The following is an 11852-nucleotide window of genomic DNA, read 5'->3' as shown; positions in this document are numbered from 1 at the left end:
CCGTCTACCGTCCCAGAATCGGAAACAGCTTGATCAGGCCGTCGGACATGACCTCGACCGCCAGCGCCGCCAGGATCAGCCCCATCAAACGCGTCATGACGTTGATGCCGGTCTTGCCCAGGCCGCGGGCAATCGGCTGGGCCAGCGAAAAGCACAAGGCGGTGGCCAGGGCGATGACCAGGCCGTAGCCCACCAGCGTGCTCATCTGCCAGAAAGTCTTGGCCTTTTCGGCATAAATCACCACCGTCGACATGGTGGCCGGACCGGCCAGCAGGGGAATGGTGAGCGGCACTACCGCAATGCTGGCGCGGACGGAGGCGTCATGCATTTCTTCTTCATTCGATTTGGCCTCTGCTGGCTGAGCGTTGAGCATGGCCAGGGACGAGGTCAGCAGCAGCATGCCGCCACCGACCTGAAAACTGGCCAGCGAGATGCTGAAGAAATCCAGAATATGCAGGCCCATCAGGGCGCTGGTGGTAATCACAACAAAGGTGCTGAACGATGAAATCCAGATCGTGCGCCGCCGTTGCTCGCGCGTGAAGTCCTGCGTGTAGTGAATGAAGAACGGCACGATGGCCAGGGGATTGACAATGGCCAGCAGCGTGACGAGGGGCTTGAAATCCATGGAATCTTCCTCCTGATTGGTGCGCTAAAAGGCCAAGCTGAAGCCGGAGAAAAACGGGCGGATCAAGCGCTAGGGTTTGACAGCGGGCACCGGCTGGCTGCGACCCTGATCCAGCACCAGCATGACGTCGCGCTGATCCAGTCCGTACATGTCGGCAAACTCTGCGGGTGTCTTGCCGCTGCTGTTGAAGGCTCTGAGCAAGGCCTCTTGCTTGGCCAACTTTTGATCCAGTTCGGCAAATGCTTCCTCCAGCAAGGTATTGGCGCTCGCATCTTTTGTCAGCACCCTGGCCTGGTACTCCTGGCGTGTCAAGCCGGACGCGGCAAACGCGGCGAGCAATTGGGCCCGCAATTTTGGCCGCAAATCGGCCTGGGTGCGGCCTTGCCGACGGCGAAACAGCTCCAGCAGGGCGAAGTGCACATGCTCCGGGGCGACAGCTTCCACCGCTGCGCCCTGCAGGTCATGGCGCGGCTTGCCTGCGGCAACACTTTGCAGGTAGCGCGTCGAGCGGGTGTGCAGGCCCAGTGCCAGCTTGAGGCTGTCGCGCTGGAACTGCTCGGGGTGAAGGGCCAGCAGCTCCTGAAAAATACCAAGCTTGAGCGGCAGGAACTCGGCGCCAAACAGATGCGGATAGAGTTCAAACAGCTTCTCCAGCACGGGCTGGACAGCTTGCGAGCGCCCGGGCTTGCTGGCTTGCTCTGCGGGCTGCGTCGGTGTATCGGCTTGGGCGGGTGCTTCGGGTGTAGTACGGGTCATAGGATTAAACGGTAGGTCAACCCGCGATTGTCGACCAAGTGGCCTGCCACCGGTTGGCGGCAGCGCTTACGGCGCATCCACACCCAAAAATTCGGCCAGTGCGGCCGTGCTCATGGCCCCCTCCCGACTCACGGTTTGTCCGGACTTCATGTTTTTGGCGACGACGAACGGGACCGATTCGGCGCCAAAGCTGTTCAACAATTGGGTGTTGTTTTTGATCGATTTTTCGATCTCGGGCGCGACGCTGCTGCTGGCCGAAATGCCGCCCTGGCCCGCCAGCAGTGACGCTTCATGCTCGCTCATCAAGGCCGCCGGATTGGCCGCCGTCAGCAGTGCGGCGCCCTGCGCCTTGCTGGTGGCGTTGATCATGCCGATGGGAATCCAGACAAATTTGACTTTTTGTTGCAGCGGTGCAGACGCCGCCCACAGGTGTCCGCAGTGCGGACACTGGCTGTCGAAAAAAACATAAACCGTATTGGTGCTCATCAAGGCGCCGACGGCAAAACCTTTGGCCTCGGCGGCTATCGCAGGCAAGGACACTTCGCGCTTGCTCGCGGCTGCGGTGGCGGCGGAGTCCTTGGGTGAGCAGCCGCTGATGCCCAGCGCCAGCAGCAGCAGGGAGGAGAAGAACAGGGAATGAAGTTTCAAGGAACACCTCTTTGTAGGGGGCAATGATGGAGGGAAAATTCAGCGCATCGCAGATGCGGGCATCTTACCGTGGGCTGAATGGACAGTCACCGTTGGGGTATTCTGCAACCCGGTTTGCTTGGCCAAGCGATGGAAAAATAGTCCTGATTTCGGGTGGCTTGATTTCGTCGCGCGCAAGCTCAACCCCAACTGAACAAAAACTTTCAAAAGGGCATGCAGATGGCTGAGTTCATTGAATTGACGGCGCCAGACGGCCTCAAATTTCCCGCCTACCAAGCGCGACCGGCCGGGCCGCCCCAAGGGGCGATCGTCGTGCTGCAAGAGATTTTTGGGGTCAACCCGCATATTCGCGCGGTGGCCGATGACTTTGCGGCGCAAGGTTACCTGGCGCTGGCGCCGGCCACCTTTCACCGGGTCAAGCCGGGTGTGGAACTGGGCTACAGCCCGGCCGACGTGGCGGCGGGCGTGGCCTTGAAGGCGGCGGTGGAGGGGCTGGCGCCACCTGGCGTGATGCAGGACATTCAAGCCGCCATCGACCACGCTTTGAGAGCGGGGACAAGCGGCAAGGTCGGCCTGGTCGGTTACTGCTGGGGCGGCCTGCTGGCCTGGCGGGCGGCCTGCCAGTTGTCGGGCTTGCGTGCGGTGGTGCCGTACTACGGCGGCGGCATGACCCGTGCCGTGGAGATCGAACGCACGCCGACCTGTCCGGTGCTGGCGCATTTTGCCAGGCAGGATCAATCGATCCCGCTTGAAGGGGTGCAAGCCTTCCAGCAAGCGCACCCTGACGTGGAGGTGCACCTGTATCAGGCGAGCCATGGCTTCAACTGCGACCATCGCAGCGCCTATGACGCCACGGCCGCCGCGCTGGCGCGTGAGCGCACGCTGGCCTTTTTCGCCCGGCATTTGGCTTGAGCTCCTGCGCGCTACCCGTGTTGCGCTAGAGCACCTTGCTCAGGAATCGGCGTGTGCGTTCTTCCTGGGGCCGATCAAAGAGGTCGGCTGGCGTTCCTGCCTCGACCACCAGGCCTTCGTCGATGAACAGGACCCGGTCCGCGACCTGGCGCGCAAAGCCCATCTCGTGGGTGACCACCACCATGGTCATGCCTTCCTCGGCCAAGGCCTGCATGACGGCCAGGACTTCCCCCACCATCTCGGGGTCGAGCGCCGACGTGGGTTCGTCAAACAGCATGATGCGCGGCTGCATGGCCAGGGCCCGGGCAATGGCCACGCGCTGTTGTTGCCCGCCGGACAGCTGGTTCGGGTAGGCGTCAATCTTGTCGAGCAGACCGACCTTGACCAGCAAGTCGTGGGCGCGGCTGTGGGCTTGCGCAGCGCTCAGGCCGCGCACCTTGGTGGGGGCCAGCGTGATATTTTCCAGCACGGTTTTGTGCGGGAAAAGATTGAAGCGCTGAAACACCATGCCGATTTCAGAACGCAGGGCATCCACATCGGTCCTGGGGTCATGCACCGAAACGCCGCCCACCAGCACCTGCCCGCCGGACGCATCTTCCAGACCGTTCAGGCAGCGCAGAAAGGTGCTTTTGCCCGAGCCGGAGGGACCGATCACACACACCACCTCGGACGCCTGGATGCTGCAGTCAATACCCCGCAGCACTTCCAGGGTTCCAAACTGCTTGGTCAGGCCCTTAACGCGTATCACCTCGTCCATAACGCGCCTCCAGGTTCTTCACCACATAGGCCAGGCCCAGCGTCAACACCCAGTACATCAACGAAATCGTGAGATAGGGTTCCCAATAACGCGAATACGCGCCAGCGACCGTGCGTGCCGCGTAGGCCAGCTCGGCCAGACCAATCGCGGAAATCAGTGACGAGTCCTTGAGCAGTGAGATCGCGTTGTTGCCCAGCGGCGGCAGCATGCGGCGAAACGCCTGCGGCAACACGACGTGGAACATGGTCCGCGGGAACGACAGGCCCAGTGAACGGGAGGCTTCTACTTGCCCGCGGTCAATCGATTGGATGCCGGCCCGGAAGATCTCGGAAATATAGGCTCCCGCATTGAGGGTGAGGGCGATCACGCCGGACAGGAAGGCACCGTAGTTTTGTTTCAGGTTGCGCGCGGTTTCGCCTGAAATCAGCAGGCCGTCGGCCGGGTTGATGAACAGCGGCAGCACCGCAAAGTGAATCAGCAGAATCTGCACAAACAGCGGGGTGCCGCGGAAAAAGCTCACATAGACGGTGGCAGGCCAGCGCAAGGCGAACTTGCAGAGCTGCCGGGCGGGCGCGTGGCGGGCTTCTGCCAGGCGCGCCATGCCGATCGCCAGACCCAGCGCCGTGCCCTGCACGATGCAGATCAGCGTCACCAGCATGGTCATTTGCAGGCCGCGCCAGAACAGCACGGCGTACTCGGCAATGATGTCAGCGCGAAACCAGCCGAACCAGAGTACTTGCTCCATCGGGAAAGTGCGACCCCGGGCTTATTGGACTGGCAGGACCGGCGCTTCAGCCAGGAACCATTTCTTGTAGATCTGCGCGTAACTGCCGTCGGCCTTGATGGCGCTCAGACCGGCATTGAGTTTGTCCAGCAGCGCTTTGTTACCCTGCTTGACGACGATGCCAAAGTACTCTTTGGGAAAGCTCGGATCGTTCACGGTCTTGAGCTGCTTGTGCTCCTGAACGCGAAAGGCGATGACGCCGTTGTCGCCAATCGCCGCGTCCACACCGCTGTTGACCAGCTCGGAGATCACCACGGGGGTGCTTTCAAAGCGACGAATATCGGGGTTGGTTTTGCCAAATTCGCGCGAGACGGTGTCGTCGCCCGTGCTGCCCGTGACCACGCCAATTTTCTTGCCAGCGAGGTCTTTCAGGCTCTTGGCCGTGCTGTCTTTCTGGACGGCGATCAGCTGGCGCGCTTCAAAGTAGGGCATGGTGAAGTCATACGACTGTTTGCGCTTGTCGTTGATGGTGACGCCAGAAATGACGAGATCGACGTCGCCATTGTTGAGGGCCGCGAAGATGCCGGTCCAGGGTGTGTTGACAACCTTGATCTGCAGTCCCGCTTTTTGCGCGACCGCCTTGATGATGTCGACGTCATAACCCACGATCTCTTTGGCCGGGTTTTCGTAGGCAAACGGGCGGTAGGTGGCGCTGGAGCCGACGACCAGTTCCTTGTTCTGAGCCTGGACGCTGCCCAGTGCGAGTGTGAGCAAGCCGGCCGAAGCCACAATTTTGTGCAGGAGGTTCATGGTCGCGTCCTATGAGGTTAAGGAAAAAATGCTTGCGCGTCCAGATCATGGAGGCCAAGGGAAGATCGCTGATGGTAACGCCTGCAGCACTTGAACCGACGCACTTCGGGCGGGGCCGGATGATTCAGCGTGCCGAGCGCTCCAGGTAGCGTTTGCGCCAGAAAAACATCACCAAGGTCACGGTGGTGAAGCCCATCGCCACCATGGCCAGCCAAAAGCCGTTGGACCGGTGCAGCAAAGGGATGAAGTCAAAGTTCATGCCAAAAATGCCGGCAATCAGGTTCAGCGGCAAAAAAATGGCGGTCAGCACTGTGAGCGTGCGCATGATTTCGTTGGTGCGGTGGCTCTGGGCGTTGAAGTGCATCTGCACGGCGGCCTCGGCGCTTTGCTCCAGTCGGCGCACGTGATGCACCACGCGCTCAATGTGTTCCAGCACGTCGCGGCTGCGCACCAGCAGCAGGTCACGCTCGCTCTGGCTCAAGGGGGTGTCGGCCTCGGGCCAGGTTTTGAGGGACTCGATCCAGTCCTGCACGGCGCTGTGCTGGTCTTCGCAGATCTCGTCCAGATGGTGCAGCGACAGCCGTGCGGTCAGCAGGGCGCTCCAGTTGTTGAAGCGTGTCTTGGGGTCCAGCAACTCTGCCTGCCAGTGGTCGAGCTGGTGCGTGAGGTCGCGCCGCAGTTCCAGGTAGCTGTCCACCATCTGGTTGACGATGCGTAGCATCATGTCGGCCGGGTGCGCAGGCACGCCCCGCGCCCCGGCCGAGCGACTGTCCGGGGTGACGCCGTTGCCATTGTGAGAGGGTGCCGAGTGGCCGGCTGCCAGCAGCCGCGCGGCATAGGCGTCGCGCACCGCACAGTCGCTCGGGTGGATCGTCAGCAGCACGCGGTCAAACACCGCAAAACCCACCGGGCTGGTGTCGATGCGCCGCAAAATGGGCGGACCACCGCGCGCGGGCAAATGGTTCAGCGTTTGGCCAGGCTGCGCCGGATCGGCCGTCAGGCCGCCTGCCGCCAGACGGCGAAACACCAGCAGGTCGTATTGCGAGGTGTAGTCGTAGCGCGAGGGCAGTTGCTGGTTCAGCAAGTCAGAGACGTGCAAATCAAGCAGTTGCACGCCGGTGAGCGCTTGCAGCGTGGCCTGCAGCTGGGTTTGCAGCACATCAAACTGCGCGCGGGCGCAAGCAATCCAGAGGTAGCCGTGTTCTGGCAGGCGCACTTGCTGCAGTGCGGCCAGCGTGCTGAGCCGGGCCGACGCAGCGGCGGGCTCTTGCGGGGTCAACCCGGGGGTCTCCCCGTCGGCGGCAATCACGGTCTCACTGACGCCAGTGCCGTCAATGGTGAAAATCCGCAGGGCCTGTTTCATCACGGCATTTATATAAGAAATCGGCCTCTAGCCCCCGTATTTATTGTGTAAGTAACTATTGTTTTTGTAGCAATCGAGCCGCATCACGGGCGAAATAGGTGAGTACGCCATCGGCCCCGGCGCGCTTGAAGGCCAGCAGGCTTTCCATCATGACGGCGTCATGATCGAGCCAGCCGTTTTGCGCTGCGGCCTTGAGCATGGCGTATTCGCCCGACACCTGGTAGGCAAAAGTGGGGACCTTGAACTCATCCTTGACGCGGCGCACCACGTCCAGATACGGCATGCCGGGCTTGACCATCACCATGTCGGCGCCCTCGGCGATATCGAGCGCGACTTCGCGCAGCGCTTCGTTGGAGTTGCCCGGGTCCATCTGGTAGACCTTCTTGTTGCTTTTTCCCAGATTGGCCGCCGAGCCCACGGCGTCGCGGAACGGGCCGTAAAACGCAGACGCGTATTTGGCGCTGTAGGCCATGATGCGGGTGTGAATGAAGTGATTCGCTTCCAGCGCCTGGCGAATGGCGCCGATGCGCCCGTCCATCATGTCGCTGGGGGCGACGATATCGGTACCGGCAGCCGCTTGACAGAGGGCCTGCTTGACCAGTACTTCGACGGTTTCGTCGTTCATGATGTAGCCGTCTTCCAGCGGGTCCGGGCTGGGCAGGCCATCCTGGCCGTGGCTGGTGAAGGGGTCCAGCGCCACGTCCGTCATGATGCCCAGCTCGGGAAATTCCTTTTTCAAGGCCCGCACCACGCGCGGCACCAGACCGTCCGGGTTGAAGGCTTCGCGGCCATCGGGGGTTTTGAGCGACTGCTCAATCACCGGGAACAAGGCCATCACCGGGATGCCCAGCTGGACGCATTCCTCGGCCACCGGCAGGAGCAGGTCCAGGCTCAGTCGCTCCACGCCGGGCATGGAGGAAACCGCCTGGCGTTGCCGTTGGCCGTCCACGACAAAAATCGGGTAGATCAGGTCATGCGGGGTCAGTGCATTTTCACGGACCAGGTTGCGTGTGAAGCTGTCACGGCGCAAACGGCGCGGGCGACCCAAGGGGTAAGAAGCATAGGTTGTCATGGTTAAAAGTGTAAGGGGTCCAGGGGTTTGGTCGCGCTGATTACAAAATATTTCACTCGTATTCTTGAAACGGGGGCGGATTTTTGTTAAATTACGCGTGGGCGGTTCGCCGCCTCCCGCTTTTCCTCCCTGAGCGGGGCCTTGATGTGTGACAGCAAATAGGCTTACCACCCCAGCCCTCGAGCTGGGGTTTTTTTTGCCTGATGCTTGGGCTTCGAAGCGAAGCTGTCCAGCAGCGCGGCCACAAGATCAGGTCGGCCGCTCCATACTAAACTGCCGCCTATGCTCTGGATTAAATCGCTTCACATTGTTTTCGTTGCCAGCTGGTTTGCCGGCCTGTTCTACCTGCCGCGCATCTTTGTCAACTTGGCCATGGTGCCTGCTGATTCTGCCCCCGAGCGTGAGCGGCTGTTATTGATGGCGCGCAAATTACTTCGCTTTACCAGCCTGATCGCGGTGCCCGCCGTGGGCTTGGGCGTGTGGTTGTGGGCAGGTTTTGGCATTGGCTGGGGACCGGGCAATGGCTGGATGCATGCCAAGCTGGCCGTGGTGGCGCTGGCATTGGGCTACCACCACAGTTGTGGCGTTTTGCTGCGCAAGTTTGTGGCCAATCACAACAGTCATGGCCACGTCTGGTACCGCTGGTTCAATGAGGCGCCGGTACTGATATTGCTGGCGGCGGTGCTGCTGGTGGTAGTCAAGCCGTTCTGAATCCGGGCAGGCGTTGATGCACAAGACCTCAGCCTGGCCCCTGGCTTTGATCTACGTCGGGCTGATCTGTTACGCCAGTCTGTACCCCTTTTCCGATTGGCGTTACCAGGGCGTCGTGCCTTGGGCTTACCTCAGCAGCCCGTGGCCCAAATACTGGACCGGTTTTGATGTCACGATCAATCTGTTGGGTTATTTGCCACTCGGTTTTTTGCTGGCGCTTAGCGCGTTGCGCACCAGCCGGGGGCGCTACGCCGTCGTGCTGGCGACGCTGGCCGCTGGGGTCTTGTCGTTGACGATGGAGTCGCTGCAGAGCTATTTGCCTATGCGTGTGGCGTCGAATGTGGACTTGGGTCTCAATGTGGCGGGCGCCTGGCTGGGCGCGTTGCTGGCCTGGGGCATGGAAGAATTGGGGGTCATTGAACGCTGGAGCATTTTCAGAGCGCGCTGGTTTGTGACAGATGCCCGAGGAGGCCTTGTGTTGTTGGCTTTGTGGCCGGTCGGCCTGTTGTTCCCGGCGGCGGTGCCATTTGGCTTGGGGCAGGTGCTGGAACGGCTCGAAGCAAGCTTGGGGGATATTCTGCAGGACACACCGTTGCTGGACTGGCTGCCGGTGCGCGATATCGAACTGCAACCCCTGGTGCCAGGTGCTGAGCTGGTCTGCGTCATGCTGGGCATGCTGATTCCGTGTCTGCTTGGTTTTTGCATCATCCGCGCGACCTCTCGGCGCCTGCTGTTCCTGTTGCTGGTGTTTGCCTGCGGCATGGGTGTTACGGCGCTCTCGGCCGCCTTGAGTTATGGCCCGGAGCATGCTTGGGCATGGTTCAGCGAGCCGGTCAAGGCCGGCTTGGTCGCAGCGATGGTGTTGGCGCTGTTGCTGCTGGGGGTGCCGCGACGTGTGAGCGCGGCCCTGGTGTTGCTGGCGCTGGGCGTCCACCTTGACTTGCTCAATCAGGCGCCTGCCAGTCCTTATTTTGCGCAAACCTTGTCCACCTGGGAGCAGGGACGTTTTATCCGTTTTCACGGCCTGGCGCAGTGGGTCGGGTGGTTGTGGCCTTATGCAACTCTGGTTTATGTGCTGTTCAGGGTTTGGGTCAGAGACGCAAAAAACTAGAATCCCGGGCATGACTGAAACGAAATTCAACAATGAGTCAGGTAAAGTCCCCGACCTCCAGCCGCCCAAATCCTATTACGAGCGGCATGTTTTCTTTTGCCTCAATGAAAGAAAGAACGGCGAACCGTGCTGTGCCCAGTATCAGGCGCAGCAAGCGTTCGATCACTGCAAGACGCAGGTCAAGGCAGCGGGCCTGGCAGGCCCGGGGCAGGTCCGGGTTAACAAGGCCGGCTGCATGGATCGATGTGCCGCCGGACCGGTGCTGGTGGTTTACCCGGAGGCGGTCTGGTACACGTATTTGGACAACGCCGACATTGACGAAATCGTGGCGTCGCACTTGAAAAACGGCCAGGTGGTGGAACGACTTCTCATCCCGCCGACGCTGGGCCGCTAAGATTGTTTAAGCGTTTTTGGCCTCTGGCCCCCGTCCGCAAAGCGTAGCAAGCTATTATTTATATAGCATTAATTCAGCCCGACTTGCACCCTGCAAGATCGGCGCAACCAATTCATGATGAAAAAACTACTCTTGACTCTTGCTGCCGCAATGTGTCTATCGGTCTCGGCACAAACGCCCCAGCCGCCCGAAATTGCCGCACGTTCCTATTTGTTGTTCGATATCACGGCCAATCAGTTCCTGGCGGAAAAAGACATTGACAGCCCGGTGGAACAGGCGTCGCTGACGAAGCTGATGACGGCCTATATTGTTTTTGACGCGTTACGCAGCAAAAAAATTGACCTCAAGCAGATGCTGCCGGTGAGTGAGCATGCCTGGAAGATGCCGGGTTCCCGCATGTTCATCGATCCCAAGATGAAAGTGCCGGTGGAAGACTTGCTCAAAGGAATGATTGTGCAAAGCGGCAACGATGCCACCATGGCGTTGGCCGAAGGCGTTGGCGGCACAGTCGAGCGCTTCGTGCAACTCATGAACGAGCAAGCCAAGGCGCTGGGCATGAAGTCCACCAACTACAAAAATCCGGAGGGCTTGACCGAGGCGGGTCATACCACCACCGCCCGTGATCTCAGTATTCTGGCCACCCGTTTGATGCGCGATTTCCCGGATTACGTGGCCTATTACGCCATCAAGCAGTATCGTTACCCGGGAACCCCCGCTGCCAATGGCAGCAACCGCAACCTGCTGCTGTTTCGCGACCCGACGGTGGACGGCTTAAAAACCGGACACACCGATGCCGCAGGCTATTGCCTCATTGCCACCGCGAAGCGCGACTTCGTCGGCCTGGGTGCGCCGGCCGCCGCCGGATCACCGGGTGCCACGGGAAGTCGGCGCCTGCTGTCTATTGTGTTGGGTGCGACCAGTGAGAACTCGCGCGCCAATGAGTCGCAGAAGCTGCTGAACTGGGGCTACACCGCGTTTGAACCGGTCAAACTGTTCGATGCCAATCAGGCCGTTGTCTCTCCGGCAGTCTGGAAGGGCAAGGCAGCGGTCGTCAAATTGGGTCGCCCGGAGGCGATTGTGGTGGCTGTCCCGGCGGGTACGTCGGGCAAAATTAAAACGCAGGTGCTGCGCTCGGACCCACTGGTCGCCCCATTTACCAAGGGCCAACAGGTCGCAACCCTGAAAGTCACCAGCGGGGAGCAGACGCTGGTTGATGTGCCGTTGCTGGTCCTGGAAGCGGTTGAGCAGGCCGGGGTGCTGGGCCGCGCCTGGGATGCACTGCGCCTGTGGATCAAGTAGTGAGAGTCCGCGGAAAAGTTGGCGCCAGCACACAACGCGCAGCCGCCAAGATCGCAAAAATCATTGCGGACAAGCGTTTGACCTGCTATAGTTGAAAGCTTTTCGGAATTTCCGAAGGGATTCACGTTTTCGAAGTATTTAAGTCTTAGCTGTCAAAACAGCTATCAAACGTTTAGGGACGTTTTTCAATGCCAACCATTAATCAACTAGTACGTCAGGGGCGCGAGGTCGAAACGATCAAGTCCAAAAGCCCTGCGATGCAAAACTCTCCACAGCGTCGCGGTGTGTGCACTCGTGTGTACACCACCACGCCTAAAAAACCAAACTCGGCTCTGCGTAAAGTCGCCAAAGTGCGCCTGACCAATGGGTTTGAGGTTATTTCCTACATCGGCGGTGAAGGTCACAACCTGCAGGAACACAGCGTCGTGCTGGTTCGTGGCGGTCGTGTCAAGGATCTGCCTGGTGTGCGTTACCACATTGTGCGTGGTTCGCTCGACTTGCAAGGCGTGAAAGACCGCAAGCAGTCGCGCTCCAAGTACGGTGCCAAGAAGCCGAAGGCCAAATAAATTTTCGTTTGGTCGAATTAAAAAGGTGTTGTTTCCCGCGTGGCGCGGTGATGCAACGTAGTGACCCGCTGTTGGGTCGAGTAAGTAAAAACCAGCATGGTTTT

The 11852-nt window shown here is 60.2% G+C and carries 14 protein-coding genes; 6 read left to right on the top strand and 8 right to left on the bottom strand.

The features are described from left to right. Positions 1-4 precede the first annotated feature (4 nt). The 3 genes from RFER_RS19375 to RFER_RS19365 all read right to left on the bottom strand — a co-directional run bounded on the left by RFER_RS19375 (position 5) and on the right by RFER_RS19365 (position 2029). The gene (locus RFER_RS19375) at positions 5-625 is read right to left on the bottom strand and encodes a MarC family protein (protein ID WP_011466076.1); all 621 of its coding nucleotides are present in this window, start codon (positions 623-625) and stop codon (positions 5-7) included. Between the two features lie 69 nt (positions 626-694). Further along, the gene (locus RFER_RS19370; protein ID WP_011466075.1) at positions 695-1381 is read right to left on the bottom strand and encodes a ProQ/FINO family protein; all 687 of its coding nucleotides are present in this window, start codon (positions 1379-1381) and stop codon (positions 695-697) included. A 66-nt stretch (positions 1382-1447) separates the two neighbouring features. Continuing rightward, complete coding sequence (locus RFER_RS19365; protein WP_011466074.1) at positions 1448-2029, bottom strand: thioredoxin fold domain-containing protein; 582 nt, start codon at positions 2027-2029, stop codon at positions 1448-1450. A 219-nt stretch (positions 2030-2248) separates the two neighbouring features. On the opposite strand from RFER_RS19365, the gene RFER_RS19360 reads away from it, so the two are divergent. Beyond that, a complete protein-coding gene (locus RFER_RS19360) occupies positions 2249-2941 on the top strand; it encodes a dienelactone hydrolase family protein (protein WP_011466073.1) in 693 nt (230 codons plus the stop codon). Between the two features lie 25 nt (positions 2942-2966). On the opposite strand, the gene RFER_RS19355 is transcribed toward RFER_RS19360, so the two are convergent. From RFER_RS19355 to hemB, 5 genes are all read right to left on the bottom strand, one after another. Continuing rightward, the gene (locus RFER_RS19355) at positions 2967-3689 is read right to left on the bottom strand and encodes an amino acid ABC transporter ATP-binding protein (RefSeq protein ID WP_011466072.1); all 723 of its coding nucleotides are present in this window, start codon (positions 3687-3689) and stop codon (positions 2967-2969) included. Next, on the bottom strand, positions 3676-4443 hold the full coding sequence (locus tag RFER_RS19350) for an amino acid ABC transporter permease (RefSeq protein ID WP_011466071.1): 768 nt from the start codon (positions 4441-4443) through the stop codon (positions 3676-3678). The genes RFER_RS19355 and RFER_RS19350 overlap by 14 nt, the downstream gene beginning before the upstream one ends. A 21-nt stretch (positions 4444-4464) precedes the next feature. Then, entirely contained in the window at positions 4465-5232 is a 768-nt protein-coding gene (locus RFER_RS19345; protein WP_011466070.1) for a basic amino acid ABC transporter substrate-binding protein, read from the bottom strand. Between the two features lie 124 nt (positions 5233-5356). Then, complete coding sequence (locus RFER_RS19340) at positions 5357-6595, bottom strand: magnesium transporter CorA family protein (protein ID WP_011466069.1); 1239 nt, start codon at positions 6593-6595, stop codon at positions 5357-5359. 55 nt (positions 6596-6650) lie between these two features. Beyond that, complete coding sequence (gene hemB, locus RFER_RS19335) at positions 6651-7667, bottom strand: porphobilinogen synthase (RefSeq protein WP_011466068.1); 1017 nt, start codon at positions 7665-7667, stop codon at positions 6651-6653. 282 nt (positions 7668-7949) lie between these two features. On the opposite strand from hemB, the gene RFER_RS19330 reads away from it, so the two are divergent. From RFER_RS19330 to rpsL, 5 genes are all read left to right on the top strand, one after another. After that, positions 7950-8378, top strand: coding sequence for a CopD family protein (locus RFER_RS19330; protein ID WP_011466067.1), 429 nt, complete (start codon positions 7950-7952; stop codon positions 8376-8378). A gap of 16 nt (positions 8379-8394) precedes the next feature. Continuing rightward, positions 8395-9489: a VanZ family protein gene (locus RFER_RS19325; protein WP_011466066.1), complete on the top strand. Its 1095-nt coding sequence runs from the start codon at positions 8395-8397 to the stop codon at positions 9487-9489. Between the two features lie 10 nt (positions 9490-9499). Next, positions 9500-9883, top strand: coding sequence for a (2Fe-2S) ferredoxin domain-containing protein (locus tag RFER_RS19320; RefSeq protein WP_011466065.1), 384 nt, complete (start codon positions 9500-9502; stop codon positions 9881-9883). A gap of 117 nt (positions 9884-10000) precedes the next feature. Then, complete coding sequence (locus RFER_RS19315; protein WP_166485763.1) at positions 10001-11182, top strand: D-alanyl-D-alanine carboxypeptidase family protein; 1182 nt, start codon at positions 10001-10003, stop codon at positions 11180-11182. Between the two features lie 188 nt (positions 11183-11370). Continuing rightward, complete coding sequence (gene rpsL, locus RFER_RS19310; RefSeq protein WP_011466063.1) at positions 11371-11748, top strand: 30S ribosomal protein S12; 378 nt, start codon at positions 11371-11373, stop codon at positions 11746-11748. Positions 11749-11852 lie beyond the last annotated feature (104 nt).

It is taken from the genome of Rhodoferax ferrireducens T118, assembly GCF_000013605.1.
Lineage (GTDB): Bacteria > Pseudomonadota > Gammaproteobacteria > Burkholderiales > Burkholderiaceae_C > Rhodoferax > Rhodoferax ferrireducens.
The sequence above is the reverse complement of the archived record's forward strand: the minus strand, read 5'-3'. Positions and strand labels throughout refer to the sequence as shown.

Excerpts from the sequence above, each read along its gene's own strand:
- RFER_RS19350 (WP_011466071.1), bottom strand. The coding sequence starts at position 4,443 with ATGGAGCAAGTACTCTGGTTCGGCTGGTTTCGCGCTGACATCATTGCC.
- RFER_RS19325 (WP_011466066.1), top strand. The coding sequence starts at position 8,395 with ATGCACAAGACCTCAGCCTGGCCCCTGGCTTTGATCTACGTCGGGCTG.
- RFER_RS19320 (WP_011466065.1), top strand. The coding sequence starts at position 9,500 with ATGACTGAAACGAAATTCAACAATGAGTCAGGTAAAGTCCCCGACCTC.
- RFER_RS19345 (WP_011466070.1), bottom strand. The coding sequence starts at position 5,232 with ATGAACCTCCTGCACAAAATTGTGGCTTCGGCCGGCTTGCTCACACTC.
- RFER_RS19375 (WP_011466076.1), bottom strand. The coding sequence starts at position 625 with ATGGATTTCAAGCCCCTCGTCACGCTGCTGGCCATTGTCAATCCCCTG.
- hemB (WP_011466068.1), bottom strand. The coding sequence starts at position 7,667 with ATGACAACCTATGCTTCTTACCCCTTGGGTCGCCCGCGCCGTTTGCGC.
- RFER_RS19340 (WP_011466069.1), bottom strand. The coding sequence starts at position 6,595 with ATGAAACAGGCCCTGCGGATTTTCACCATTGACGGCACTGGCGTCAGT.
- RFER_RS19330 (WP_011466067.1), top strand. The coding sequence starts at position 7,950 with ATGCTCTGGATTAAATCGCTTCACATTGTTTTCGTTGCCAGCTGGTTT.
- RFER_RS19315 (WP_166485763.1), top strand. The coding sequence starts at position 10,001 with ATGAAAAAACTACTCTTGACTCTTGCTGCCGCAATGTGTCTATCGGTC.
- RFER_RS19370 (WP_011466075.1), bottom strand. The coding sequence starts at position 1,381 with ATGACCCGTACTACACCCGAAGCACCCGCCCAAGCCGATACACCGACG.
- RFER_RS19360 (WP_011466073.1), top strand. The coding sequence starts at position 2,249 with ATGGCTGAGTTCATTGAATTGACGGCGCCAGACGGCCTCAAATTTCCC.
- rpsL (WP_011466063.1), top strand. The coding sequence starts at position 11,371 with ATGCCAACCATTAATCAACTAGTACGTCAGGGGCGCGAGGTCGAAACG.